Source organism: Rhodococcus wratislaviensis (assembly GCF_041228765.1).
Lineage (GTDB): Bacteria > Actinomycetota > Actinomycetes > Mycobacteriales > Mycobacteriaceae > Rhodococcus_F > Rhodococcus_F wratislaviensis.
This window is the reverse complement of record NZ_CP150488.1, coordinates 3,985,001-4,011,504: the sequence shown is the minus strand read 5'-3', so window position 1 is coordinate 4,011,504 and position 26,504 is coordinate 3,985,001. Positions and strand designations below refer to the sequence as shown.

Genomic DNA, 26,504 nt, shown 5'->3' with positions numbered 1-26,504 from the left:
GAAGTCGCGGCCGGGACGATCAGCTCTGCACGGTGAGAACCGGCTCCATCACGAGGCCGAAGCTGCGCAGGATTCCGAGAAGTTCGCGATGCCCGAACGCCTGGCACGCCGACGCGAGACCCGTCCGCTTCGGAGGCTGCTGCAACAGGGAGTACGCGGCGTACGCCTGCAGGAGCCCCGTCTGTTTGTAGTTGCAGTTTCCGTGGATGACGCAGTGCGCCCGACCCAGCGGGCCCGACGCGTACACGGAGTCCAGCGACGTGTTGACGCGCGGGTTCTCCCTCGGCGGCATTCCCGCCTGCACGGAGCCGGCGATCTCCGCGAGGGCCGCGTCCTGCTCGTCCGCGGGAAGGGTCTTGATCTGCTCCTCGACCATCTTCTGCGTCGCGACGACACCCTCCATCACGGAACGGTCGAACACGCCTCCTGCCGCCTTCACGTTCGCCACCCGCGGATCGTCCTTGAACCACACGGGATGGCAGGTGCCGCCCCACGGCAGCGCGAGGGCCATCTGGTGCTGTCCCGGCACCACGACGTCGAATGTGGTACCAGGGTCCCACTTCTCGTACCGGTTCTGTTCGAGGTAGTACCAGTCGGCCTTGAGGATCGTGAAGATCGTCTGCGTGGACGCGTAGGTGGGAAAGCCCTTCCACAACACCAGGATGTCGAGAGTGTCCAACCCCGGCGTCTCCAGCGCGATGTTCGCGGCGATTTCACCGGTGGTGTACATCTGCGCGACGCCCGGAGACAGCAGCAGCCCCTTCTCCGCGAACTTGTCGCCGAACTTCGCCTGCACGTCCAGAACCCAGTCCTGCTCACCGGTCGTGTCGGTGTAATGACAGCCCGCGGCGAGAGCCGCCTCGACGACGACGGCGCCGTGCTTGATGAACGGGCCGACCATGTTGCTGACAACCCGTGCGCCGCTGAACAGTTCGGTCAGCGCCGGCACAGTGTGCTCCACCTCGACCACCTCGTGGTCGACGGTGTCCAGCCCGGGGATGCGGTCCAGCACTTCCTGGATCCGCTTCTTGTCCCGGCCCGCGGCGACGAACGGAATGTTGAACTCGCGCAGGTATTCACACACGAGCCGCCCGGTGTAACCGGAGACTCCGTAGACGATGACGGGCTTCTTGTCGGTCATGACGTGCCTTTCAGAATGTGAGAAGAGTCCGGGGAGATCGGTTACATGCCCATGCCACCGTCGACCGGCAGGCCGATTCCGGTGACGAAGCGAGCGGCGTCGGAGGCCAGGAAGACGACGGTGTCGGCGATGTCCGCGACCTCGCCGAGTCGCCCGAGCGGCGTCAGGCCGATCACGTCGGCCACCGCGGCGTCGGCGCTGGGCCACAGTCCGAGCCTCTCCATGTCGGCGGCCAGCCCGAGTCCCATCTCCGTGGCGACCAGCCCGGGGTACACGCAGTTCACGCGGACGCCGTACCCGAGTTTGCCTGCCTCTTGGGCCGCGACCCGGGTCAGCCGGTCGACGGCCGACTTGGTGGCGGAGTACCCGGCGATACCCGGGAACGGGATCGTCGCGGCCACCGACGAGACGTTGACGATCGCCCCGCCCGCTCCCGCCGCGCCTCCGGGACGCATGGCGCGCAGACCGTGTTTCAGACCGAGCGCGACACCGAGAATATTGACGTCGCACATCCGGCGGATGTCGGCGGGATCGATGTCGACCACGAGTGACGAGATCTCGATGCCCGCGTTGTTGACGAGGAGGTCGAATCCGCCGAGTTGCTCCACGGTGGCGGCGACGGCGCGCTCCCAGTTGCCGTCGTCGGTGACGTCGAGTTTCACGAATCCGGTGTCGACGCCGGACTTCCCGACGGAATCGGCGGTCGCGTGCCCCTCCTCCTCGAGGACGTCGCCGATCACGACCGCCGCACCGGCGTCGGCGAGGGCGGCAGCCATACCGGCGCCCAACCCCTTCGCACCACCGGTGACCAGCGCTTTCCGTCCTGCAAGATCACTCACGCTCATTCCGACCTGCCTTCGTACGAGACGATTCGCGGAAACCACGTCACGAGACCGAGCCGTGCAATGTGGTGTGGATCACAGAGTATTCGACTTTGGACGACTGTCAAGAATTCTCTTGACGACTGTCAAGTTTTTGTTACACAGTCGTCAAGGAACGCGAGCTAGACTGATGCACACCGTGCTGGACCATGCGAGCCGAACAGGAATCATTGCCGTGACACCCGTCGCCGAGAAGAACGCCGATCGGGTCTCGCGCCGCCAGGTCGACAAATTCGCCGAGCGCCGGGATCAGCTCGCCGAGGCCGCGTTGCAGACCCTCTCGGAACTCGGCTACGCCCGCACCAGCCTCCGGGAGATCGCCCAGAACTCCGAGTTCTCCCACGGCGTCCTGCACTACTACTTCAGCGACAAGGTCGATCTGATCACGCACTGCGTCCGGCACTACAAGGCCCGGTGCGTCACGCGATACGACGGCGTGGTCGCCACAGCGCAGACTCCCGAGGAGTTGAAGGCGGGATTCGGCCGGGTGCTGGTGGATTCGCTCCGCGACGAGGCCACCATGCATCGCCTCTGGTACGACCTCCGCTCGCAGTCGCTGTTCGAGGAGTCGTTCCGCGCAGACGTCGCCGCGATCGACAAAAGTCTCGAAAACATGATCTGGCGCATCGTGTCCCGGTACGCGGAACTGGCGGGGCGCACGATCACCATCGCCCCGGCCACCATGTATGCGGTCTTCGACGGACTGTTCCAGCAGAGCCTCGCACGGTATCTGTCGGGCGACGACACCGCGGCGGACAGCCTCGCGGACAACGTCGATCAGGTACTGGAGCTCGTCATTCCGGCACGGTAAGGCCGGTCACTTCTCCGCGGCGGCCTTGATCCGCTGCGCGAAATCGGGTGCGTCCTTCCGGGCCGCCCGAAGGGCGAGAGGTGCGATCAGCTTTCCTATTCCGTGCCCCTCCAGCACGTTGAAGATCGTCACCTTGGTCCCTGCGCCCGAGGGTTCGAGGTCGTAACCACCCTCTTTCGCGGTGATGGAATTCTTCGAACGCTCCGCCCAGCGAATCTTCCGTGGCACCTCGAATTCGGTGATCTCGAACTCCCGCTTCGTGGTCATCCCGGCATCCTTGACGGTGCTGACGAAGATGGTCCCGACGCCCGGCGGACCGTCCGTCTTCTTCACGATCTCCTGCACCCGGGGACTGAAGTCCCGGTCGTTGACCCCGGCGGCGAGGTACGCGAACACTTCCTCGATGGGGCGATTGATCACAACAGTGCCTTCGAACCGTCCAGCCATGCCAGCCTCCCGTTTCCGTGACCTGCCGGGTTCCGACAGTACTCGCGACGCAGCCGCGGCGCGGTCACATCACCGCCGGGCCGTCGGTCATAGAAGTGACGGACGACCACTGCGGCGTCCTCTGCACGAACCCTGAGCACAGAAAGGCTTCGACATGGACATCTCGGTCGGCGATACCTCCCGGGCCGGACGATCGACCCCGGCACGCCCGTTTCTCTCCACCGCCCGCGGCACTCTCACGCTGGCGCTGTTGTGCGCCGTGGCATTTCTCGACTTCGTCGACGCATCCATCGTCAACATCGCCCTGCCCGACATGCGCAGCGACCTGGACATCTCGGTTCAGGAACTGCAATGGGTCCCGAGCGCCTACCTCCTCACCTACGGCGGATTCATGCTGCTCGGCGGCCGCCTGGCCGACCTGCTCGGTCGCCGTCGCGTGCTCGTCACCGGCACCGTCGTGATCGGGCTGTCATCGCTGATCGGCGGGTTCGCCGGAAACGCGGAGATCCTGATCGGCGCACGGCTCGCGCAGGGTGTCGGTGCGGCACTGATGCTTCCGGCCGCGCTGTCGATTCTGACGACGACGTTCGAGGAGGGCCCCGAGCGGCATACCGCACTGGGTGTCTGGGCCGGGGTGGGCGGTCTCGCATCCGCCGTCGGTGTGTTTCTCGGCGGCGTGCTCACCGAGGGGCCTGGCTGGCGATGGGTGCTGTTCGTCAACCCACTGGCGTGCGCGCTCGTGCTTCCGGCGGTCTTCGCGCTCATTCCCGGCGACCGGCGCCGCGCCCGGTTCGCGAATTTCGACGTCGCGGGCAGTGTGCTCGGCACCGGCGGGATGCTGGTGCTCGTCTACGCCCTGGTGAAGGCACCCGACCAGGGATGGGGCAGCGCCCGCACGATCGCCGAGTTCGCCGGCGCATTCGTTCTGATCGTGGCGTTCGTGATCAACGAGCAGCGCAATCCGCACCCTCTCCTGCCGCTGTCGATATTCCGCGTCAAAGGGCTTGCCGCCGCCAATGTCACAGGGCTGATTGCTTTTGCGGGTCTCATCGCGATGTTCTTCTTCCTGACTCTCTACATGCAGAACGTTCTCGGCTACTCCCCCATCCAGACCGGTGCCGCCTACCTGCCGCTCTGCCTGGGTGTCGGTGTCGCCGCCGGGATTTCCTCCCAGGTGCTCACCCGGACCGGACCCCGTCCCGTCATCGTCGCGGGCGCGCTGGTGGCCTCGGCCGGCCTGTACCTGCTGTCCCGGATTCCCGTCGACGGGTCCTATCTCGACGATCTGCTGCCCGGACTGATGATCGTGTCGTTCGGTCTCGGCGCCGTCTTCGTCGGTGTGACGACCGCGGCCAACGCCGGTGTGCCTGCCGGCGAGGCAGGGCTCGCGGCGGCGTTGTTGAACGCCTCCCAGCAGGTCGGCAGCGCACTCGGTCTCGCGATCTTCGCCGCGATCGCCACCTCGCATTCCCAGCATCTGCTCGCAGCGAATTCGCCTGTGCCCGAGGCACTCACCCTCGGCTTCCAGCGAGCGCTGCTGACCGGCAGCATCTTCCTCGTCGCCGCGGCCCTGATCGGCCTGCGCACCGGCAACGCACACGGAGACGGCGAGCACCGCACGAACTGACCACGCTGGGCTCGTCAGTCGAGGTTCTCGACGACGAGCCCGGCGAGGCGCTCGCGGTCGGCGAGGATGTCGATCTCGACGATCTTCCCCCGCCGGATCGTGACGCCCATGACCGACAGCAGCTGCCCGTCGGAGATCGCGACCACCCCGGCGGCACCGTTGACGAGCGCCGGATGCGCGAATCGAGCCAGCCGAGCGAACCCGAGGACCCGGCCCGCGACGGTCTCCGAACCGCGCACCGTCGTGGAGGCGCCCACAGGCAGTGCTCCGGTATCGGCGCGGAGCACGACATCCGGATCGAGCACCGCCACGAGCGCGTCGAAGTCGCCGCTCCGCGCGGCCGCCAGGAACGCGTCGACGACCGCCCGCTGGCGGACCGGATCGGTGTCGGGAACGGGGGCTCCCTGCAGACGCCGCCGTGCGCGGCTGGCCAGTTGCCGGGCGGCCGCCGGGGTTCGCTCCACGATCGGGGCGATGTCGTCGAACGGCACCGCGAACATGTCGTGCAGCACGAACGCCAACCGCTCGGCAGGAGCGAGCGTGCCGAGGACCACGAGCAGCGCGAGACCCACCGAATCGGCCAGCACCGCCTCGTGTTCGGGGTCGCTGCCGTCCGCCCGGGTCACGATCGGGTCGGGCATCACCGCGTCCAGGGGATCTTCACGCCGCGACCTGCGTGACTGCAGCATGTTCAGGCACACCCGCGCCACCACCGTCGTCAGCCAGCCGCCCAGGTTCTCGACGGTGTCGGCGTCGGTGCGGCTCAGTCGCAGCCAGGATTCCTGCACGGCGTCCTCGGCCTCGCCGATCGAGCCGAGCATCCGGTAGGCCACCGCGCGCAAGTGCGTGCGATGGGCCTCGAACTGCTGCGCCAGCACGTCGTTCTCGTTCACCGGTCACATCCTTCCGTCGCGGTCTGTCACCTATGTGACCGGCGAAACGCGGCCGATGTGACGACGTCGCGTCGCCCGTAGCTCTCTGATGCGCACAATGCATCCAGTTTCCCTGGTTCCGCTGTCGGATATCGCCGTGGTTAACTGAAATGACGCTCACAGTCGCTGAAGGGCTGGACGTCATGTCGAAAGCGCAGCAGGTCGGACGTCTGTTTCTCGTCTCGGTACTCGCGGCGCTGGCCGTGTGCGCAGTGAGCGCCACCGCGGCGGCGCAGGCCCCGGCCGTCACCGGGAAGATCATCACCCCGGCACTGTCCCCCGCAAGCGGTCAGGTCGTCGGCATCGCGCACCCCGTCGTCGTCCGGTTCGCGTCACCGGTGTCCGATCGCGCACTCGCCGAACAGGGTGTCCGGATCATGCCGTCGACACCGGTCCCCGGGCAGTTCTCCTGGATCGACGACCGCACCGTGCAGTGGACCCCGGAGCACTTCTGGCCGGCCCACACCCGGGTGACCGTCGAGGCGGCGGGCGCGAGATCGCAGTTCCAGGTGGGTGACGCACTCGTCGCCGTCGCCAACACGACGACGCACCAGTTCACCGTCAGCATCAACGACCAGGTCGTTCAGACCATGCCCGCGTCCATGGGCAAACCCGGATACGAGACACCGCTCGGGACGTTCCCCGTCATCGAGCAGTTCCGCGACATGATCATGGATTCGTCGACGTACGGCGTCCCGATCGACTCGGAGGAGGGCTACCGGCTCTACGTCGAGTACGCCACCCGAATCACGTGGGGCGGGATCTTCGTGCACGCCGCACCGTGGTCGGTGAACTCTCAGGGCTTCGAGAACGTCAGCCACGGCTGCATCAATCTCAGCACTGAGAACGCGCAGTGGTTCTACGACAACGCGAAGATCGGCGACCCGGTCATCGTGACGGATTGAGTGCCCGAGACACAGAAAAGGCGGTTTCCCGTTTCCGGGAAACCGCCTTCGCTGATCATCTGGTCGGGCTGACAGGATTTGAACCTGCGACCACTTGACCCCCAGTCAAGTGCGCTACCAAGCTGCGCCACAGCCCGTCCACACCCTCGTTCAGGTGCTCGATGAGATTACATCAGGGGCAGTCCGTAACGCTAATCGCCTGGTCAGAGCGCATTCTGTCGGATCAACGACTTCGCCGCTCACGCTTTTCCCGCACCCGCACCGAGATGCGGACGGGGCTGCCGTCGAAATTGAACTCCTCGCGCAGACGCCGCTCCAGGAACCGGCGGTAGCCCGCCTCGAGGAACCCGGTCGTGAACAGCACGAACGTCGGCGGACGCGTTCCGGCCTGCGTGGCGAACATCACGCGAGGCAGTCGGCCACCGCGCATCGGTGGCGGAGTCGCGGCGACGACTTCCTTGAGCCAGGTGTTGAGCCGGCCCGTGGGAATGCGCTTGTCCCAGGATTCCAGTGCGGTGTCCAGGGCGGGGACGAGCTTCTGCACCGCGCGCCCCGTCTGCGCCGAGATGTTGACTCGCTGTGCCCACGGCACCCGCACCAGGTCCCGATCGACTTCCCGGTCCAGCTGGAGTCGCCGGTCCTCGTCGACGAGATCCCACTTGTTGAACGCGATGACGAGGGCCCGCCCGGCGTCGGCCACCATGCTCAGCACGCGCAGGTCCTGCTCCGAGATCGGCTCGGATGCGTCGATCAGCAGAATCGCGACCTCGGCGGCCTCGATGGCGCTCTTCGTCCGCAGCGATGCGTAGAATTCGGCGCCGCTGGCGTGGCTGACCCGCTTGCGCAGACCGGCGGTGTCGACGAAACGCCACGGCCTGCCGCCGAGCTCCACGATCGAGTCGACCGGATCGACGGTGGTCCCCGCGACATTGTGGACCACCGAACGCTCGTCGCCCGACAGCTTGTTCAGCAGGCTCGACTTCCCGACGTTCGGCTTCCCGACCAGAGCCACGCGTCGCGGCCCGCCGCCGGGGATGCCTTCACGCGGGGTTTCCGGGAGGGCGGCAAGCACCTCGTCGAGGAGATCGCCGGTACCGCGGCCGTGCGTCGCACTCACCGAGTGCGGCTGTCCGAGACCGAGCGACCACAGTGCGGCCACCTCGGATTCGGTTCGGCCGTCGTCGACCTTGTTGGCCACCAGCAGAACCGGGGTCTTGGACCGGCGCAGGACCTTGGCCACAGCCTCGTCCGTTGCGGTGGCGCCGACGACGGCGTCGACGACGAGGAGAATCGCGTCCGCGGTCTGCATCGCCAGTTCCGCCTGCCGGGCCACCGACTGCTGCAGGCCCTTGGCGTCGGGTTCCCAGCCGCCGGTGTCCTGCACCATGAAGCGGCGGCCACTCCAGTTCGCCTCGTAGGAGACACGGTCGCGGGTGACACCGGGGATGTCCTCGACCACGGCTTCGCGTCGGCCGATGATCCGGTTGACGAGCGTCGACTTGCCGACGTTCGGGCGACCGACCACTGCGAGGGTGGGGACCGGGACGTGGGACTCTCCGTCGCCACCGTCTTCGAGGTCCAGGACCTCCCAGTCCGATTCCTCACTCCAGGTGCCGTCGCCTGCGAACTCGGTGGTGAATTGTTCGGTCACTGCCCTGCTCCCCTTCTTTCGCTAACCACCAGCAGCAACCTGCCGATCACGTCGTCGATTCCGAGTTCGCTGGTGTCGACCAGCACGGAATCGTCGGCCGGCCGCAGCGGCGACACGGCGCGCGTGGAGTCGAGGTGGTCACGACGCTGCACGTCGGCCAGCACGGCCGCGTAGTCGTCACCTCGTCCTTCTGCGAGATTCTGCGCATTTCTGCGCTGTGCCCGGGCTTCCGCCGAGGCGGTGAGATAGATCTTCACGTCGGCGTCCGGGATGACGACGGTGCCGATGTCCCGGCCTTCGACGACGATCCGTTCGGCCTCGCCCGCGAGACGACGCTGCGCCGCGACAAGCAGTTCACGCACCGCCGGCACGGCGGAGACAGCCGAGACGGCCTTGGTCACCGCGTCGCCGCGGATCTCCTCCCCCACGTCCTCCCCGTCGAGCAGAACCTGCTCGCCCGCCGGGTCCGTGCCGATCGACCACGGCAGCCCTGCGGTCGCGTCGGCGATCGCGGCGGGATCGGTGAGGTCCACGCCCTTACGCAGCGCATGCAGCGTCGCGATCCGGTACATGGCGCCGGTATCGAGGTACCGGGCGTCGAGCCGCTGCGCGAGCATCCGCGAGACGCTCGACTTCCCGGTTCCGGACGGGCCGTCCATCGCGACGACCAGCGGCGAGGTACTCACAGGCCCACCGCCCCGTAGAGACCGCCGACCTCGCCTCGACCGAGTACGCGGAGCGTGCCGGGACGCTGGTCGCCGAGAGCGACCGCGCCGATGTCCGTCCGGACGAGCCGGATGACGGGGTGTCCCACGGCGTCGAACAGGCGGCGCACGATGTGCTTGCGGCCTTCGTGCAGCGTGACACGGACGAGCGACTTGCCCTCGTTGATGTCGAGCAGGGTGAACGTGTCGACCTTCGCCGGTCCGTCGTCGAGCTCGACACCCTCCTTGAGCTTCTTTCCGACGCCGCGCTCGAGGGCACCCGACACAGTCGCCAGGTACGTCTTCGACACCTCGAAGGACGGATGCATCAGCCGATGCGCCAGATCACCATCGTTGGTGAGCAGCAGCAGTCCCTCGGTGTCGGCGTCCAGTCGACCGACGTGGAACAACCGCTGACCTGCGGCGACCCGCTCGGAGACGATGTCGCCGACGCACGGGCGACCCAGGTCGTCCGACATCGTCGACTGCCAGCCGCGGGGCTTGTTCAGCGCGAGGTGGACCAGGTCCTTCTGCACGACGACGCGGACACCGTCCACGCGCACCACCGCGTTCTCGGGGTCGATGCGCAGTCCCTGTTCGATGACGATGCGGCCGTCGACCTCGACTCGCCCCTGCGAGATCAGTTCCTCGGCCGCACGGCGCGACGCGACACCGGCCTGGGCGAGAACCTTCTGCAGTCGCATGCCGTCGCCCTGCGGCGGGCCGGCGGGCCGATCGGCGGCGTCGGCGTACTGGTGCCGGGCCGGCTTGGCGTTGCTGATCTTGGGCGCGTGGGCCTGGGCGCGCTGCGGCTTGGCCGACTTGGGTTTGCCGCGCTTGTTCTTCGCGGCCGCGGCGTCGGGCCTGCCCGGCTTCCCCTTGACGGCGTCCGACCTGGTCGGACGCCGATCGGTCTCGGAGCGGCTCGGTCGCCCTCCAGCTTCCGACCTGTCCGAGCGACCCCCGGTCTCCGACCTGGTGGGGCGCTGCTTCTTGTTGTTGTTGCGATCCGGTGTGCCATCTCGGCGAGCGGGTTTCTTCACTTTTGTACTATCCCTGTCAGTCTTCGGTGTCCAGCCCGGTGTCCAACTCTTCTGTGGAAGCCGTAGCTTTATTCATTCTCGCAAATCGTGGGTCAGATTCCAGACTGTCACTGATGTCATCTATCAGATCCACATCCGGCAACAGCGGAGCCAAGGCGGGAAGATCGGCGAGAGACGCCAAGCCGAGCCGTTCCAGGAAGAGCTCCGTCGTCGAATACTGCGTGGCGTTGGTATCGGGATCGACGCCGGCTTCGGCGATCAATCCGCGAGCGAGAAGTGTGCGCACCACACCGTCCACGTTGACGCCACGCACCGCACTGATCCGTGCGCGGGTCAACGGTTGACGGTATGCCACCACGGCCAGAGTTTCCAAAGCCGCCCTCGTCAGTTTGGATCGTGCGCCGTCGAGCAGGAGCCGTTCCACGTAGGGCGCGTACGCGGTGCGTGTGTAGAGACGCCAACCGTCACCGGCATATCGGAGGTCCATCCCGCTCCCGCGGGCGGTGAGCTCGGCGGACATGCGGTTCAGCACGTCCGTGATGCGATTCACAGAAGCGCCGGTCGCGGAGGCGAGCTGTTCGGCTCCGGCGGGAGAGTCGACGATCAGCAGGAGCGACTCGAGAACGGCTTCGAGTTCGGTGTCCGACAGCTCGGGATCTGCGTCGACGGCGCCCTGGTCGTCCGACTCGTCGAACGGGACCGAACTCATCCGTAATCCTCCTCGGTCACCGGGGCGTCTGTGCCCTCCCCGGTCCAGCTCACCAACAATTCCCCGAGCGGCTCGGGCTGTTCGAACAACACCGACTGCTCGCGATACAGCTCGAGCAGCGCGAGGAATCTTGCCACGATTTCGACCGTCACCTCGCACTCCGAGACCAGGTCGCCGAAGGTCGCCCATTCCCCGGCCCCTCGTTCGCGGAGCAGTTCCAGCATCCGCGCCGCCTGTTCGGGCACCGACACCGCGTGCATGTCGTGCAGATGGTCGAGTCCCACGGTCGGCTTCGGGCGCGGAGTGAACACGGTCGCGGCGATCTCCGCGAACCGTTGCGGGTCGACACCGAGCAACACTTCCGGAAGCAACTGGGTGAACTGGTCCTCCAGTGCCGCCGAACGCGGGTACCGGCGCAGCGCGGCCGCCTCGAGCTCACCGAACAGTTGCGCCACCTGCTTGTACGCGCGGTACTGCAGCAGCCGGGCGAACAGCAGGTCGCGCGCCTCGAGAAGCGCGAGGTCCTCGGCGTCTTCCACCTGTCCTGCCGGGAGCAGACGCGCCGCCTTCAGGTCGAGCAGCGTCGCCGCGACCACCAGGAATTCGGTGGTCTGATCGAGTCCCATCTCCGCGCCCAGGGTGCGGGTGTAGGCGATGAAGTCGTCCGTCACCTGGTGCAGCGCCACTTCCGTCACGTCCAGCTGTCGCTGGTTGATCAGGGTCAGGAGCAGGTCGAACGGTCCCTCGAAATTCCGCAGGGTCACCCGGAAGCCGGGCTTGACCGCGGTCTGTGTTTCCGCGGCGTGCGATACGGGGGTCTGCGGGTCCTCGGTCTGCGGTGGAGCCGGAATGTCTTGCGTATTCACCACTTACCGGCCGGACCGGTGAATGACCTCGCGTGCCAGAGCACGGTACGCTTCGGCGCCGGTCGATTTCGGCGCCCAGGTGGTGATCGGTTCCCCGGCGACCGAGGTCTCGGGGAAGCGCACGGTGCGGTTGATCACGGTGTCGTAGACGAGATCCCCGAACACCTCCACCACACGGGCCATCACCTCGCGCGCGTGCAGGGTCCGTGCGTCGAACATCGTGACGACGATGCCGGCGAGTTCGAGCCGCGGGTTGAGCCGGTCGTGGACCTTCTCGACCGTATCGTTGAGCAGCGCCAGGCCGCGCAGGCTGAAGTACTCGCACTCCATCGGGATGATCACCGAGTCCGCGCAGGCCAGCGCGTTGACCGTGAGCAGTCCGAGGGACGGCTGGCAGTCGATCAGGACGTAGTCGTACCGGTCGAGCACCGGGTGCAGCACCCGTCCGAGCGTCTGTTCCCGCCCGACCTCGGTGACGAGCTGGATCTCCGCCGCCGACAGGTCGATGTTGCTCGGCAGAAGGTCGAGGCCCTCGACGCGTGTCCGCATCAGGACGTCGTCGATCGCGACGCGGGGTTCGACGAGCAAATTGTGGACGGTCAGTTCGAGGTCGTGATGCGCGACGCCGAGGCCCGCGGACAGCGCCCCCTGGGGATCGAGGTCGACGAGCAGGACACGCCGACCGAATTCGGCCAGAGACGCTCCCAGGTTGATCGTCGACGTCGTCTTGCCGACGCCACCCTTCTGGTTGCACATCGCGATGATCTTGGCCGGGCCGTGCGAGGGCAACGGGGCGGGTTCCGGCACCTCACGCGTCGGCCGTCCCGTGGGGCCGAGCTCTTCCTCCACGACCACGGCAGCGTCCTCGAACAAGGCTGCGGGTTCGGTCTGCCGCACGTCGAACATGTCGCCCTCCTGTTGCGAGTGCTCTGACTCCGCCGCTGGCGGCTGCGGTGTCACCACGGTCCGATGATCCCCTGTTCTCTCGATGATCGCTGCCGATCCCACATCGTTATACGAACGCTACCGCCTCGTACCGTGAATTTTCCCCTCGACACGCTTTCCGTCACCTAGCCCGGGGATGCGCTCCGGCCCACACCTCGCGCAGCGCACCCACTGTCACCAGCGTATATATCTGGGTGGTCGTCACCGAGGCATGTCCCAGCAGCTCCTGGACGACGCGGACGTCGGCGCCCCCGTCGAGCAGGTGGGTCGCGAACGAGTGGCGGAGCGTGTGCGGTGACACCGCCGAAGAGATGCCCGCGGCGTCCGCGGCGGTCTGCAGCACCGTCCACGCGCTCTGGCGGGACAGCCGTCCGCCGCGGACATTGAGGAACAGCGCGGGTGTTCCGCGTGATGCCAGCGCCGGCCGGCCCCGGATCAGGTAGGCGTCGAGGGATTCGACGGCGGGCCGGCCCACCGGCACCACCCGCTGCTTGCCTCCCTTGCCCCGCAGCAGCACCGACCGGGTCTCGGTGTCGACATCGTCGACATCCAGGCCGACGGCTTCGGAGATGCGGGCGCCCGTCGAGTACAGCAACTCCAGCAGCGCGCGGTCGCGGACCGCCCGCGGTCCGTCGGCGGGTCCGCTGCCTCCGACTGCCTCCAGCAGTGCCAGCACCTCGTTGACCGGAAGCGATTTGGGGAGCCGTTTCGCCGGCGACGGCGGCCGCACGTCCCGGGCGACGTCGACGGCGGTCATCCCCTCCGCCGCGGCGAACCGGTGGAATCCGCGCACCGCGATCAGGGCGCGGGCCGCCGAGCTCGCGGCCAGCGGCGGCAGTTCGCGTTTCGGATCGCCGGTTCGTAGGGCGATCACGAAGTCGCTGACGTCTTGTTCGCGGATCCGGCCGATGTCGGTGACCTCCCGCTCGGCGAGGAACTGCGTGTACCGCTCGAGGTCGCGGCGGTACGAACCGAGAGTGTTGCGGGCAGCTCCGCGCTCGACGGCCAGGTGGTCGAGGTACGAATCCACCTGCCGCGCAATCACCATGTCATGCCCGCGCGGCCTCGTCCCCGGCGGCGCGCGAGCGTTTCCTCTCACTGAACCTGGCGGGGCGATCGACCCAGGGCGCGGTCACGTCGCGGAGTTCGCCGAGACCGCCCGGCCGGGACCGGGCAGCGGCGAGGGCCATCACCCCGGCCACGGCCGTGGCGTTGACGATGGTCCCGTTCAGCACCATCGACACCACGTCGTCGAGCGGAATCCGCTCGATCTCGAGGTCGGCTTCCTCGTCCTCCGGGTCCGGCCGGTCCACCTCGTACAGGTCCTCGGCGAGGAACACGCGCACCGACTCGTCCGTGAACCCTGGCGAGAGAACGACGTCCACCAGAACGGACCAGCGACGGGCCCCGAGCCCCGTCTCCTCCGCCAGTTCGCGGCCGGCGGCGTCGACGGGGTCCTCCCCCGGCTCGTCCAGCAGGCCGGCCGGGATCTCCCACAACCGGCGCCCCACCGGGTGCCGGTACTGGTGGATCAGGACGATCCGGTCCTCGTCGTCGAGAACCACGACGGCGACGGCGCCGTGGTGCTCGACGACCTCACGTTCGGCGGTCCGGCCGTCCGGCATCGCGACGTGATCCACCCGCAGGGCGAGGATCGCGCCGCTGTACACGGCGCGCGAGTCGAGAGTCTCGAATTCGTGCCGGCCGGTGTCGGTCATGGTCGGTCTCGCCCTATCCCGCGCTGTCGACGGACGCGACCTCGTCGCGGTCGGCGGAGTCGGCGAGCTCGTCATCGGCGGCGACGGCGGCCCGCTCCTCACCGTGCACGTCGACGGGAAGCCGCTCTTCGAGCTTGTGCTTCAGCGCCGCGTCGACGAACGCCGCGAACAGCGGGTGCGGACGCGTCGGACGGCTCTTCAGCTCGGGGTGCGCCTGCGTCGCGACGAAGAACGGGTGCTGGTCGGCCGGGTATTCGACGAACTCGACGAGGTGACCGTCGGGCGAGGTTCCGCTGAATCGGAGTCCGCTCTTCGCGATCCGGTCGCGGTACGCGTTGTTGACCTCGTAGCGGTGACGGTGACGCTCCGACACCTCTTCGCTGCCGTACGCCCGGGCGACGACGGACCCCTTCGTCAGGACGGCGGGGTACGCACCGAGGCGCATCGTGCCGCCGAGGTCCGCCTCGCCGGCGATGACGTCTTCCTGATCCGCCATCGTGGAGATCACGGGGTGCGTGGTCTCGGGCTCGAACTCGGCGGAGTTGGCGTCGTCGAGACCCACGCTGCGCGCGGCTTCGATCACGACGCACTGCAGGCCGAGGCACAGGCCGAGCAGCGGGATCTTCCGGTGACGGGCGTAGCGGATCGCGCCGAGCTTGCCCTCGATACCGCGGATTCCGAAGCCACCGGGAATCAGCACGCCGTCGACGTCGCCGAGGGCGGCCTGCGCGCCCGCCTCCGTCTCACACGCGTCGGACGGCACCCAGGAGATTTCCACCTTCGAGCGGTTCGCGAACCCGCCTGCACGCAGTGCCTCGGTGACGGACAGGTAGGCGTCCGGCAGGTCGACGTATTTTCCGACCAGGGCGATCCGCACGGTCTCGCGCGGCTGGTGGACGCGCTCGAGCAGGTTGCCCCACACGGTCCAGTCCACGTCGCGGAACGGCAGACCCAGCTGACGCACGACGTACGCGTCGAGGCCCTCGCTGTGCAGCACCTTCGGGATGTCGTAGATCGAGGGTGCGTCGGGGGTCGAGATGCAGCCGTCGACGTCGACGTCGCACATGAGTGCGATCTTGTTCTTCAGCGCCGGGGGAACCTCGCGGTCGCAGCGCAGGATCAGCGCGTCGGGCTGGATACCGATGTTCCGCAGTGCCGCGACCGAGTGCTGGGTGGGCTTCGTCTTGAGCTCACCCGACGGCGCCAGGTACGGCACCAGGGAGACGTGGAGGAAGAAGACGTTGTCCCGCCCGACGTCGTGGCGCACCTGACGGGCGGCCTCGAGGAACGGCTGCGACTCGATGTCACCGACGGTGCCACCGATCTCCGTGATGACGACGTCGGGCTGATGGCCCTGGAGGTCCGGTCCGCTCATGGCCAGGATCCGGCTCTTGATCTCGTCCGTGATGTGCGGGATGACCTGGACGGTGTCGCCGAGGTATTCGCCGCGCCGCTCCTTGGCGATGACCGTCGAATACACCTGGCCGGTGGTCACATTCGCCTGACCGGACAGGTCGCGGTCGAGGAAGCGCTCGTAGTGGCCGACGTCGAGGTCGGTCTCGGCGCCGTCCTCGGTGACGAAGACCTCACCGTGCTGGAAGGGGTTCATCGTGCCCGGATCGACGTTGAGATACGGATCCAGTTTCTGCATGGTCACGCGCATCCCCCGCGCGGTCAGCAATTGCCCGAGGCTCGAGGCTGTGAGGCCCTTGCCGAGTGAGGAGGCGACGCCGCCGCTCACGAAGATGTGCTTGGTAGCGGTACGCGAATGAGTGCGTGACTGTGGCAAAGGGGCTCCCGTGACGACTGTGCAGGGCTTGGTCTGTTCGAGCAATGCTGGGGCCTGCCGACCCACGGGACTTCACGGTAACACCTTGTCGTACGTCCCGGAAACAACGCGCCGCGATTGCCCGCCCCGATGTGATGCGCGCTACGCCGGTGTGGCCCCCACGGTGACACCGGTGGTGCCGGGCCCCGTGCCGTACCGGCCGGCACCGCCGTTCAGTTGCTCCTGCAGCGCGAGCGGAACGGTGATCTTGCCCGCTTCCCGGTCGATGTTGTCGATAGTGGTGAGCGCCGCGGAGAGAGCCGCGTCGGCCCGCGCCACGGCGACCGCACCGTTGCCCTGCGCCGAGGCCGGACGCCCGGCGAGAACCGCCCCGGCCCCTCGCGAGTCCAGCGCGCCCGCGAACCGGGCCACCACCGCACCGCGGTTGCCGCTGACGCCGTCCTCCACGTCGCGGTCGCCGGTCAGCACCACCGCGACCTGTGCCGGTTGGACCGCGCCGTCGTCGTAGCTGACGAATCCCGCCCCGCGGAGGGTCTCGAGGGCGAGCGCCATCTCCTGCGCGGAACTCTGCGGCTGACCCGTCTCCTTGCCGAGCATGAGGACCGAGCCGAGCAGGTCGCCTGCGAGGCTGCCCTGGTCGACGGCCCCGGTCTTCAACGTGACACCAGCGGGGATCACGTTGTTGACGACCGTCCGCAACCGGTCACCGCCGGTGGCGTCCACGAACGAGTCGGTCAGCGACACCCGCCCGGTCACCGACCCGCCGGCCTGCGCGATCATGCGGTTGACCCCGTCCAGGTCGGCGGGGTCGGCATCCGGGGTCGTCACGACCATCACGGTGCGTTGCGCGAGAGAGTCGGCCACCACGCGGCCGCCGACCGCGGAATCGAAGCCGTCCGCCGAGTTCAACTGCTCGGTCAGCTGGTTGTTGCGTTCGGTCGCCTTCTCCATATCGGTCTGCAGGTCGGCCTTGTCGTCGCGCAGCCCCGAGACGAGACCGCTCGACAACAGGCCGGAACCCATCACCACGCCGATTGCCAGAGCCAAAAAGATCGCCGCTATGGAAATGGCATGTTGACGCAGAGAAATCACTTGAAGAACCCCTGAACCCACAACGCAAAGCTGTTCCACGTCGCGACGGCCCAGTCCAGTGCCTCACCACCGATGTTCGACACCACCAGGGCCACGATCACCGCGACCAGTGCGGCCAGCACGAGCAACGCGATCGCACCGCCCGACACCCGGCTCCGGTACAGGGTCGCCACGGCCTTCGCGTCCACCAGTTTCGGCCCGACCTTCAGGCGGGTCATGAATGCCGACGGGTTGCTGTCGCGGCGGCCGCGGTCGAAGAACTCGTCGAGGGAGACGGTGCTCCCGACCGTGACGATCAGCGACGCGCCGTGGTGATCGGCCAGCAGCAGCGCCAGGTCGGACGGGGACCCGGACGCCGGGAACGTCATCGCTCCGATGCCGAGGTCCTGGATCCGTGACAGACCGGGGGCGTGACCGTCCTGGTCGGCGGGGAGAACCACCTCGGCGCCCGACTTCAACGTGGCGCTCGTGATGTCCTCGGGGTCACCGACGATGAGATCCGGGCGATAGCCCGCCGACTTGAGGACGTCGGCGCCTGCACCGACGCCGATGAGGATCGGCGAGTACTCCTTGATGAACGGCTTGAGGTTCTTCAGGTCGGATGCGTGGTCCGGGCCGTCGGACACGATCACGACGTGCCGTTCCTTCATGTCGACGTCGACGTCGGGGACTCCGACACCGTCGATCAACAGCGGACTCTCGGTGCGGATGAACTCGATGGTGTTGCCGGAGAACGCCTCGAGGTGGTCGACCAGACCGGTTTTCGCCTCGATCATCCGGTCGGAGATCTCCGCCTCGGTCTGTTCGTCGCCCTTGGCGATGCGCCGTTCCCCGGAGTAGACACCGCCCCCGTTCACCCGGACCTTGCTGCCGTCCTTGATGCTCTTGAAGATGTCGGCGCCGGCCGAATCCACCAGGAGGATCCCGTTGGCGACGATCACCTCCGGACCGAGGTTGGGATAGCGCCCCGAGATCGAGGGCGACGCGTTGATCACTGCGAGAACGCCGGCCTTCACCAGGGCGTCCGCGGTCCCGCGATCGAGGTCGAGCTCGTCGAGAACGACGATGTCACCGGGTCCGACGCGTCGCAGCAACTTGGCCGTATTGCGATCCACCCTGGCGATGCCGCTGACCCCAGGCAAAGTTTCGGTGTTACGTGACAGCAGTGCCGGCATCTTCATGAGTTCGATGATGGACCGGAAGCAGGACCGACCTGTGGAGGCGCGCCGAAGCGTTTACCACATCAGTCACACCATTACCACGGGTGCGGCCGACGGTCCGCCGGGCGGGGTTCAGGCGGAACGCTCGGCGTTGGCCGTGGCCAACAACTCCTCCGCGTGGGCGCGACCGGTCTCCGTGTCGTCGAGTCCGGCGAGCATGCGGGCCAGTTCCACCACCCGCTCGTCGTCGGTGAGTGTGTGCACACCACTGCTGACGACGCCATCCGCGTCGTCGACCTTGTCGACCACCAGGTGAGTGTCTGCGAACGCCGCGACCTGCGGCAGGTGTGTCACGACGATGACCTGGTGCGTCCGGGCGAGCCGGGCCAGTCGCCGGCCGATCTCGACCGCGGCCCGACCGCCGACACCGGCGTCGACCTCGTCGAACACCATCGTCGCGCCCGAATCGGACCCGGCGAGCACCACCTCGAGGGCCAGCATCACCCGCGAGAGTTCACCGCCGGACGCGCTCTTGCTGATGGGCAGCGACTGTGCGCCGCTGTGCGCCGACAGCCGGAATTCCACTTCGTCGACACCGGACGATCCCGCGTGCAGTTCCGTACCGTCGACGGTGAGCGGTGCCGTGTCCTGGGGTCCGGCGATCCGGGGGCGGACCGACACCTCGAGGGCGGCCCGGCCCATCGCCAGACCTGCGAGTTCCGAACTGACGGCCTTGGCGAGCTTGGCCGCCGCCTTGACGCGGGCCGCGGTCAGCTTCGACGCGGCCTCCGCGGTGGACGCCGCAGACTCCTCGACCTGCTTCGTCAATGCCGCCAACGCATCGGAGGACACATCGATCTTCTCGAGCCTCGCACGGGCGTTGTCTGCCCATTCCAGTACGCCGTCGACGTCGGCGGCGTACTTGCGGGTGAGGTTCTTCAGTTCCGCCTGCCGCGACAGCAAGGAGTCCAGTGCCCCCGGGTCCGCCGGAAGCCCGGCGAGATACGTGGTCAGGTCGGCGGAGACGTCGGTGACCACTGCGATCGCGTCGGCGAGACGCGGTCCGAGCCCGTCGAGTTCGGGGTCGGTGGCCGATTCGATCCGGGCCCGCGCCTCGGACAGCAGATCCAGCGCGGGTGCGCCCACGCCGTCGCCGTCCATGTCGTCGCCGCCGGCGAGCGCGGCGTGCGCTTCCTCGGCAGCCGAGCGCAGCGAGTCGAGTTCACTGAGTCTGCGCACCTCCGACACGATCGACTCGTCCTCGCCCGGGGTGGGGGCGATGCCGTCGATCTCGTTGAGGGCGAACGTCAGCTGGTCGGCTTCCTGCGCGAGTTCCCGGGTGCGCCCGGTGCGTTCGATCAGCTCGGATCGTGCGGTCACCCATTCGTCGCGGTGCTTGCGGTACCGCGCCAGCAGCGGGCCGACCGTCTTGTCCGCGAACCTGTCCAGCGCGGCGCACTGCTGGTCCGGGCGGAGCAGCCGCAGCTGATCGTTCTGCCCGTGCACGGTGAGCAGCGGATCGGTGAACTCGGACAGCACGCCCGCCGGAACGCTGCGCCCGCCCAGGTGGGCGCGGGACCGTCCGTCGCTGCCGACGGTCCGCACCGCGATGATGGTGCCGTCCTCGTCCCGCTCGGCGCCGGTCGACTCGAGCAGCCGGGACACGGCACGTTCGACGTGCTCCGAGCCCTCATCCGTCATGAACCGGCCCTCGACCACGGCACGGGGCGCGCCGAGACGCACCCGGCCCGCGTCCGCTCGTGCACCGCTGAGCAGGTGCAGGCTCGTCACCACCATCGTCTTGCCCGCGCCGGTTTCACCGGTGAGCACCGTCAAGCCTTCGTGGAATTGCGCCGACGCCTCGGAGATCACACCGAGGTTGTCGATCCTGATCTCTGCCAGCACGTCTAGGGCTTCCTTCCTCGCCACCCGGTGACGGGCAGCTCGAACTTTCGCACCATCCGGTCCGCGAACGGCGCCGAATCCAGTCGTATCCAACGAACGGGTTCCTTGCCACGCACCACTTCGACGCGGGCGCCCGCGGGCAGCTCGAGGGTCCGGCGACCGTCGCAGAACACCAGGCCGTCGTGGCTGCCTGCCACCGTCTCGACCGCGATCAGCGAATTCGGGCTCGTCACGAGGGGGCGCGCGAACAAGGCGTGCGCGTTGCTCGGGACCACCAGCAGGGCCTCGAGTTCGGGCCACACCACGGGGCCACCGGCCGAGAACGCGTACGCGGTCGACCCGGTCGGGGTGGAGATGAGGACACCGTCGCAACCGAAGGCCGACACGGGGCGGCCGTCCACTTCGAGCACCACTTCGAGGACACCGAGCCGGGACCGGTTCTCGATGCTCGCCTCGTTCAGCGCCCAGCCGCGTTCGATGATTTCGTCGTCCACCCGGACCAGCACGTCCAGTGTCATGCGGTGTTCGATGCGGTACTCACGACGCACTACCTGGGCGAGCGCCTCGTCGAGGTGCTCGGCCTCGGTTTCCGCGAGGAACCCGATCCGGCCCAGGTTGATTCCCAGAACCGGGATGGACGCGGCCTGGGCGAGTTCCGCTGCCCGGAGGAACGTTCCGTCCCCGCCGAGGACGAGCACCATCTCGCAACCGAGGGCGGCGTCGGGACCTGCCTGAACAATGGTGACTTCCAGCCCGGGAACCAGGAATTCGTCGGCTGCCATGCCGTCCATCGGTTCGATGCGGGTGCTGTCGACCTCGTCGACGAGGACGCGCAGCCCGATCCCGGCACGCTCGAAGATCTTGCCGACGCGTCGCGCGGTCTCCGTGATCTCGGCGCGGCCCGGGTGCGCCACGAGCAGGATCTCCCGCTCGCCTTGCTGGGTGCCGCTGCTTCCCCCGCTCACTGTGGTCCCTCCTGCACCGCGGTGCGGATCAATTCTTCTACCGACTCGACCGGTACATCATCCGTCCCGGGTGTGACATCCGCGCGGAGCCACAGGAAGTATTCGACGTTCCCCGACGGTCCCGGCAGCGGACTGGCCACTGCACCGACGGTACGCAGTCCCAGCGATTCCGCCGTCTTCGCGACATCCAGTACCGCGGCGACACGCAGCTCAGGGTCACGCACCACTCCACCGGAACCCACGTGGTCCTTTCCGACCTCGAACTGCGGCTTCACCATCGGAATCAGATCCGCGCCGTCGGCCACGCAGGCCACGAACGCCGGGAGGACGAGCTTCAGCGAGATGAACGAGAGGTCCGCGACCACCAGATCGACCGGGCCGCCGATCTGCTCGGCGTCGATCGATCGCACGTTGGTCCGGTCGACGACGTGGACGCGGTCGTCGGACTGCAGCCGCCACACCAGCTGGCCGTAGCCGACGTCCACCGCCACGACCTCCCGCGCGCCGTGGTGAAGCAGCACGTCGGTGAAGCCGCCGGTGGACGCGCCGGCATCGAGGCAGCGCTTGGTCTCGACCTGGAGCCCACGGGGCCCGAAGGCCTCCAGCGCACCGAGGAGTTTGTGCGCACCACGCGATGCCCAGGACACTTCGTTGTCGACCTCGACCACCCGCAGCGGAGTTCCCGCTTCGATCGCGGTGGCCGGTTTGGTCGCTGCCGCACCCGAGATCAGTACGCGGCCGGAGGCGATGAGTTCTTGCGCGTGTTCGCGGGACCGGGCCAGTCCCCGCCGAACGAGTTCGGCATCCACCCGTGCTCGACGGGCCACGTCAGATCTTGTCCACGGTGGCCAGCGCCTCCACCAGCACGTCGTGCGCCTTCTCGAGAAGATGGGCTTTGCGTGGGATGACCCCGGCGCCGTGCTCGTCGTCAGGATCCGGTTCGACGGCTCCGAGCCGCGACAACAATCCGTCGACCTCCGTGTGGATCTTCTCGGGGTCGACACTCTGAGGAGGCCCAGGTAGATGGGCTCCCGGGCGCGGTATTGGCGTGCTCATCGGGCACAACGCTAGTCCATCGCGTTCCGATACGCATACAGCGAATCGCGTGACGAACAACGCGGGTCTGCCGGGTTTCAGGCACCCCAGCCTGAGACGACCGCGCTCACCGCGGGCGTCTTCGACGTGATCCGCGCGAAGTCGGGGAACTTCCAGGCGCCGACGGCCACGGCCCGTAGCAGCGCAGCCGAATCCACCGGCGCGGCGGAATCGGTGGTCGGTTCGATCACCAGATCGGTGCCGTCGAACTCGACGGACCACCGGCTGTCCTCACCGATGAGGGATTCCTCGGCAGGGCGGTTGAGGGCGTCCAGTTCGGACGCCAGATAGGTGGGCCGTTGCTCCGGCGCGGCGCGCAGCACGTCCACCGCGGTGCTCACGCCGGTGAGTACCAGCAGCGAGTCGAGACCGACATTATTGGCACCTTCGATGTCGGTGTCCAGCCTGTCGCCCACGACGAGCGGGCGCACACACTTGCTGCGGCGCATCGCATCCTCCATCAGCGGCGCGGCCGGTTTACCCGCCACGAGCGGTTCCCGGGACGTCGCCGTGCGCAGCGCTGCGACCATCGACCCGTTACCGAGGACGAGTCCGCGTTCGGTGGGGAGGGTCGAGTCCAGGTTCGCCGCCACCCAGACCGCGCCGGCCCGGATCGCGAGGGTCGCCTCGGCGAGTATCGCCCAATCCGTCGTCGGCGAATGACCCTGAACGACAGCCGCCGGCGCGTCCTCGAACGACCGCACCGGCCGCAGTCCGACGTTCCGGACTTCGTCGGCGAGCGCTTCGGTGCCCACGATCAGGACCGGCGAATCGGGGGCAACGTTCTCCGCGAGAAGCCTGGCCGCGGACTGCGAACTCGTCACCACCGTCGACTCGTCGGCGTCGAATCCGAGTTCGGTCAGGTGTTCCGCGACCTCCCCCGGGCTGCGACTGGCGTTGTTGGTCACGTAGTAGCAGGACTGCTCCCCGGCCGCCAAAGCCTCTCGCGCACCGGGGATTTCCTGCGGCCCCTGGTACAGGGTGCCGTCGAGGTCGAGCAGCAGGGCGTCGTAACCGTCGCGCAGAACCGTCACTGATCGTCTCCGGTCAGCTCGGCCACACGCTCCTCCGCGTCGGTGTCACCCTCGAGATCCGCCGCAGCGGAATTGAGGAACCACTTGAGTCCGTCCTCGATGCGACCGGCCGCCACCAAGGCATCCGCGTACGCGTAGAACAGGCGAGCGGCACCCGGACCGGTCCGCGAGGCGTCGAGATCAGGGGTCTGCAGCGTGACCACGGCCTGGTCGAACTGACCGAGGTCCATGCGCGCTCCGGCGACCACCATGCGCAGCTCGGCGGCCTCGTCACCGGACAGCGCTGCAGCTTCCTCACTCCGCCCGAGTTCGATCGCACGCTCCGGGCGGCCCAGTCCACGTTCGCAGTCCGCCATCACCGCGAGCAGTCCAGGACCGCCGGCCATGCGACGAGCAGCGCGCAACTCCGACAACGCCTCCGCCCATTCGCCGGCGTGATATGCGGTGATACCCGCGGCCTCACGCACGATGGCGATACGGCCCGCACGCTGGCGCGCGGCGCGGGCATGCGCGAGCGCAAGACGCGGATCGTCGTCGACGAGCTTGCCGGCCATCACCAGGTGACGCGCAACCGTGTTCGCGTTTGTCTTGTCCAGGCTCAGCAGGTCGCGGCGTACAGCGGGATCGAGCTCGCCGGCCTCGACGTTCTCGGGCAGATCCGGTTCGTCCGGACGGGCCTGCTGCCGCTGCGGACGGTCGCCTTCACGTCCGCGAGGCGCGAAGCCGCCCTCGCCGCCACGACGGGGTCCGCCACCGCGACGATCGCCACCGGCACCGCCACGATTGTCGCGCGAATCGCGACGGGGACCACCGGTCGAGCCACCACGACCCGAACCACCGGCGCCGCCACGGTCGCTGCTGGACGCACCGCCTCGATTGTTGTTGGAGGCACCGCCTCGATTGTTGTTGGAGGCACCGCCTCGATTGTTGTTGGAGGCACCGCCTCGATTGTTGTTGGAGGCACCGCCTCCGCGGAAGGACCGACGTCCGTCGTCACTCTCCGACACAGTCATTCCTTTCACACAAACCACGAAAGGGGACCCAGTATCTTGGGTCCCCTTTCGGTAACGGATGTTCGGCGGTGTCCTACTCTCCCACACCCTGTCGGGTGCAGTACCATCGGCGCTGGAGGGCTTAGCTTCCGGGTTCGGAATGGGACCGGGCGTTTCCCCTCCGCTATGGCCGCCGTAACTCTATGAAACTGTCACACGGAACATCAGCGAAGACACACAACAACCGGTGTTGTTGGTGGTGTTCTTCTTCTTCTGTTCTGAAACGTGTGTGTTGTTTCAGATACTGCACAGTGGACGCGTAGCTTCTTTGTGGTAAGTCCTCGGCCTATTAGTACCAGTCACCTGCATCCGTTACCGGACTTCCAGTTCTGGCCTATCAACCCGGTGGTCTGCCGGGGGCCTTACCCCCTCGAGGGGGTGAGAAACCTCATCTTGGAACAGGCTTCCCGCTTAGATGCTTTCAGCGGTTATCCCTTCCGAACGTAGCTAACCAGCGGTGCTCCTGGTGGAACAACTGGCACACCAGAGGTTCGTCCGTCCCGGTCCTCTCGTACTAGGGACAGCCTTCCTCAAGTTTCTAACGCGCGCGGCGGATAGAGACCGAACTGTCTCACGACGTTCTAAACCCAGCTCGCGTGCCGCTTTAATGGGCGAACAGCCCAACCCTTGGGACCTACTCCAGCCCCAGGATGCGACGAGCCGACATCGAGGTGCCAAACCATCCCGTCGATATGGACTCTTGGGGAAGATCAGCCTGTTATCCCCGGGGTACCTTTTATCCGTTGAGCGACACCGCTTCCACTTGCCGGTGCCGGATCACTAGTCCCGACTTTCGTCCCTGCTCGACCTGTCAGTCTCACAGTCAAGCTCCCTTGTGCACTTGCACTCGACACCTGATTGCCAACCAGGCTGAGGGAACCTTTGGGCGCCTCCGTTACATTTTGGGAGGCAACCGCCCCAGTTAAACTACCCACCAGGCACTGTCCCTGAACCAGATCATGGTCCGAGGTTAGAGGTCCAATACGATCAGAGTGGTATTTCAACAACGACTCCACACTCACTGGCGTGAGCGCTTCACAGTCTCCCACCTATCCTACACAAACCGAACCGAACACCAATACCAAGCTGTAGTGAAGGTCCCGGGGTCTTTTCGTCCTGCCGCGCGTAACGAGCATCTTTACTCGTAATGCAATTTCGCCGAGTCTATGGTTGAGACAGCTGAGAAGTCGTTACGCCATTCGTGCAGGTCGGAACTTACCCGACAAGGAATTTCGCTACCTTAGGATGGTTATAGTTACCACCGCCGTTTACTGGGGCTTAAATTCTCAGCTTCGCCACCGAAGTGGCTAACCGGTCCTCTTAACCTTCCAGCACCGGGCAGGCGTCAGTCCGTATACATCGTCTTACGACTTCGCACGGACCTGTGTTTTTAGTAAACAGTCGCTTCTCACTGGTCTCTGCGGCCCCACCCAGCTCACACTGCAAGAGTGATCACCGGACGAGGCCCCCCTTCTCCCGAAGTTACGGGGGCATTTTGCCGAGTTCCTTAACCATAGTTATCTCGATCGCCTTAGTATTCTCTACCTGACCACCTGTGTCGGTTTGGGGTACGGGCCGTGTGAAAGCTCGCTAGAGGCTTTTCTCGGCAGCATAGGATCACTGAATTCGCCTCATTCGGCTATGCGTCACCTCTCAGGCTTAATGAATGGCGGATTTGCCTACCATTCGCCCTACAGGCTTACACCAGTATTACCACTGACTGGCTCAGCTACCTTCCTGCGTCACCCCATCGCTTGGCTACTACCAGATCAGGTCCCATGCATCCACATCCAGGGCCCCCGAAGGGGCGTAAGGACGCTTCAGGATGGTTAGTATCACTGATTCACCAGGGGCGCGTTCACACGGGTACGGGAATATCAACCCGTTGTCCATCGGCTACGCCTGTCGGCCTCGTCTTAGGTCCCGACTCACCCTGGGCGGATTAACCTGGCCCAGGAACCCTTGGTCATTCGGCGGACGAGTTTCTCACTCGTCTTTCGCTACTCATGCCTGCATTCTCACTCGTGTGGCC

At 66.9% G+C, this 26,504-nt stretch carries 23 protein-coding genes, 1 tRNA gene, 2 rRNA genes and 1 pseudogene (1 of these 27 cut by a window edge); 3 read left to right on the top strand and 24 right to left on the bottom strand.

Annotated elements, in window-relative coordinates:
* Positions 1 to 19: 19 nt before the first annotated feature.
* Positions 20 to 1,141, bottom strand: coding sequence for a DUF5938 domain-containing protein (locus WKC72_RS18485; RefSeq protein WP_037229381.1), 1,122 nt, complete (start codon positions 1,139 to 1,141; stop codon positions 20 to 22).
* A gap of 41 nt (positions 1,142 to 1,182) precedes the next feature.
* Positions 1,183 to 1,986: an SDR family NAD(P)-dependent oxidoreductase gene (locus WKC72_RS18480; protein ID WP_037229378.1), complete on the bottom strand. Its 804-nt coding sequence runs from the start codon at positions 1,984 to 1,986 to the stop codon at positions 1,183 to 1,185.
* 211 nt (positions 1,987 to 2,197) lie between these two features.
* Between WKC72_RS18480 and WKC72_RS18475 the strand changes: the two genes are divergently transcribed.
* Positions 2,198 to 2,833, top strand: coding sequence for a TetR/AcrR family transcriptional regulator (locus tag WKC72_RS18475; RefSeq protein WP_037229707.1), 636 nt, complete (start codon positions 2,198 to 2,200; stop codon positions 2,831 to 2,833).
* A gap of 6 nt (positions 2,834 to 2,839) precedes the next feature.
* Here the strand turns inward: WKC72_RS18475 and WKC72_RS18470 are convergent, their stop codons facing one another.
* A complete protein-coding gene (locus WKC72_RS18470) occupies positions 2,840 to 3,280 on the bottom strand; it encodes an SRPBCC family protein (RefSeq protein ID WP_037229377.1) in 441 nt (146 codons plus the stop codon).
* A 154-nt stretch (positions 3,281 to 3,434) separates the two neighbouring features.
* Between WKC72_RS18470 and WKC72_RS18465 the strand changes: the two are divergent.
* A pseudogene (locus tag WKC72_RS18465) lies at positions 3,435 to 4,703 on the top strand (MFS transporter); the annotation flags it as partial.
* Between the two features lie 218 nt (positions 4,704 to 4,921).
* Here the strand turns inward: WKC72_RS18465 and WKC72_RS18460 are convergent.
* Positions 4,922 to 5,800, bottom strand: coding sequence for a sigma-70 family RNA polymerase sigma factor (locus tag WKC72_RS18460; protein ID WP_112298633.1), 879 nt, complete (start codon positions 5,798 to 5,800; stop codon positions 4,922 to 4,924).
* 182 nt (positions 5,801 to 5,982) lie between these two features.
* On the opposite strand from WKC72_RS18460, the gene WKC72_RS18455 reads away from it, so the two are divergent.
* Positions 5,983 to 6,744, top strand: a complete 762-nt coding sequence (locus WKC72_RS18455) for a L,D-transpeptidase family protein (protein ID WP_112298884.1) — start codon at positions 5,983 to 5,985, stop codon at positions 6,742 to 6,744.
* Between the two features lie 60 nt (positions 6,745 to 6,804).
* Here WKC72_RS18455 and WKC72_RS18450 read toward each other — a convergent pair.
* The 20 genes from WKC72_RS18450 to WKC72_RS18355 form a co-directional block, all read right to left on the bottom strand.
* Positions 6,805 to 6,881, bottom strand: a tRNA-Pro gene (locus tag WKC72_RS18450).
* A gap of 86 nt (positions 6,882 to 6,967) precedes the next feature.
* A complete protein-coding gene (gene der, locus WKC72_RS18445; RefSeq protein WP_037229374.1) occupies positions 6,968 to 8,395 on the bottom strand; it encodes a ribosome biogenesis GTPase Der in 1,428 nt (475 codons plus the stop codon).
* Complete coding sequence (gene cmk, locus WKC72_RS18440; protein WP_037229372.1) at positions 8,392 to 9,081, bottom strand: (d)CMP kinase; 690 nt, start codon at positions 9,079 to 9,081, stop codon at positions 8,392 to 8,394. Before cmk ends, der begins: the two co-directional genes overlap by 4 nt.
* Positions 9,078 to 10,142, bottom strand: coding sequence for a pseudouridine synthase (locus WKC72_RS18435; RefSeq protein ID WP_370183829.1), 1,065 nt, complete (start codon positions 10,140 to 10,142; stop codon positions 9,078 to 9,080). The genes cmk and WKC72_RS18435 overlap by 4 nt, the downstream gene beginning before the upstream one ends.
* A 16-nt stretch (positions 10,143 to 10,158) precedes the next feature.
* Positions 10,159 to 10,851 (bottom strand): SMC-Scp complex subunit ScpB, encoded by a 693-nt coding sequence (gene scpB / locus WKC72_RS18430; RefSeq protein WP_268790152.1) that lies wholly within the window; start codon positions 10,849 to 10,851, stop codon positions 10,159 to 10,161.
* Positions 10,848 to 11,720: a ScpA family protein gene (locus tag WKC72_RS18425; RefSeq protein ID WP_268790151.1), complete on the bottom strand. Its 873-nt coding sequence runs from the start codon at positions 11,718 to 11,720 to the stop codon at positions 10,848 to 10,850. Before WKC72_RS18425 ends, scpB begins: the two co-directional genes overlap by 4 nt.
* Positions 11,721 to 12,725: a ParA family protein gene (locus tag WKC72_RS18420; RefSeq protein WP_037229366.1), complete on the bottom strand. Its 1,005-nt coding sequence runs from the start codon at positions 12,723 to 12,725 to the stop codon at positions 11,721 to 11,723.
* Positions 12,726 to 12,783: 58 nt separating this feature from the next.
* Positions 12,784 to 13,710: a site-specific tyrosine recombinase XerD gene (gene xerD / locus WKC72_RS18415; protein WP_112298636.1), complete on the bottom strand. Its 927-nt coding sequence runs from the start codon at positions 13,708 to 13,710 to the stop codon at positions 12,784 to 12,786.
* A gap of 1 nt (position 13,711) precedes the next feature.
* Entirely contained in the window at positions 13,712 to 14,380 is a 669-nt protein-coding gene (locus WKC72_RS18410) for an NUDIX hydrolase (RefSeq protein WP_112298637.1), read from the bottom strand.
* Positions 14,381 to 14,393: 13 nt separating this feature from the next.
* Positions 14,394 to 16,169, bottom strand: coding sequence for a CTP synthase (locus WKC72_RS18405; protein WP_052032982.1), 1,776 nt, complete (start codon positions 16,167 to 16,169; stop codon positions 14,394 to 14,396).
* A gap of 141 nt (positions 16,170 to 16,310) precedes the next feature.
* Positions 16,311 to 17,261: a copper transporter gene (locus WKC72_RS18400; RefSeq protein WP_037229355.1), complete on the bottom strand. Its 951-nt coding sequence runs from the start codon at positions 17,259 to 17,261 to the stop codon at positions 16,311 to 16,313.
* Complete coding sequence (gene steA, locus WKC72_RS18395) at positions 17,258 to 18,442, bottom strand: putative cytokinetic ring protein SteA (RefSeq protein ID WP_268790150.1); 1,185 nt, start codon at positions 18,440 to 18,442, stop codon at positions 17,258 to 17,260. Before steA ends, WKC72_RS18400 begins: the two co-directional genes overlap by 4 nt.
* A 111-nt stretch (positions 18,443 to 18,553) precedes the next feature.
* Complete coding sequence (gene recN, locus WKC72_RS18390; protein ID WP_112298639.1) at positions 18,554 to 20,326, bottom strand: DNA repair protein RecN; 1,773 nt, start codon at positions 20,324 to 20,326, stop codon at positions 18,554 to 18,556.
* Between the two features lie 2 nt (positions 20,327 to 20,328).
* On the bottom strand, positions 20,329 to 21,291 hold the full coding sequence (locus WKC72_RS18385; protein ID WP_037229348.1) for an NAD kinase: 963 nt from the start codon (positions 21,289 to 21,291) through the stop codon (positions 20,329 to 20,331).
* On the bottom strand, positions 21,288 to 22,118 hold the full coding sequence (locus WKC72_RS18380; protein ID WP_037229346.1) for a TlyA family RNA methyltransferase: 831 nt from the start codon (positions 22,116 to 22,118) through the stop codon (positions 21,288 to 21,290). The genes WKC72_RS18385 and WKC72_RS18380 overlap by 4 nt, the downstream gene beginning before the upstream one ends.
* 1 nt (position 22,119) lies before the next feature.
* Positions 22,120 to 22,347, bottom strand: coding sequence for a hypothetical protein (locus WKC72_RS18375; protein WP_050785034.1), 228 nt, complete (start codon positions 22,345 to 22,347; stop codon positions 22,120 to 22,122).
* 77 nt (positions 22,348 to 22,424) lie between these two features.
* Entirely contained in the window at positions 22,425 to 23,420 is a 996-nt protein-coding gene (locus tag WKC72_RS18370; RefSeq protein ID WP_112298641.1) for an HAD-IIA family hydrolase, read from the bottom strand.
* Positions 23,417 to 24,433 carry a tetratricopeptide repeat protein gene (locus tag WKC72_RS18365; RefSeq protein ID WP_370183821.1) on the bottom strand — a complete coding sequence of 339 codons (1,017 nt, stop codon included), beginning with the start codon at positions 24,431 to 24,433 and terminating at the stop codon, positions 23,417 to 23,419. Before WKC72_RS18365 ends, WKC72_RS18370 begins: the two co-directional genes overlap by 4 nt.
* A gap of 60 nt (positions 24,434 to 24,493) precedes the next feature.
* A 5S ribosomal RNA gene (gene rrf / locus WKC72_RS18360) occupies positions 24,494 to 24,610 on the bottom strand.
* A 131-nt stretch (positions 24,611 to 24,741) separates the two neighbouring features.
* Positions 24,742 to 26,504: ribosomal RNA gene (locus WKC72_RS18355) — 23S ribosomal RNA — on the bottom strand (it continues 1,372 nt past the right edge of the window).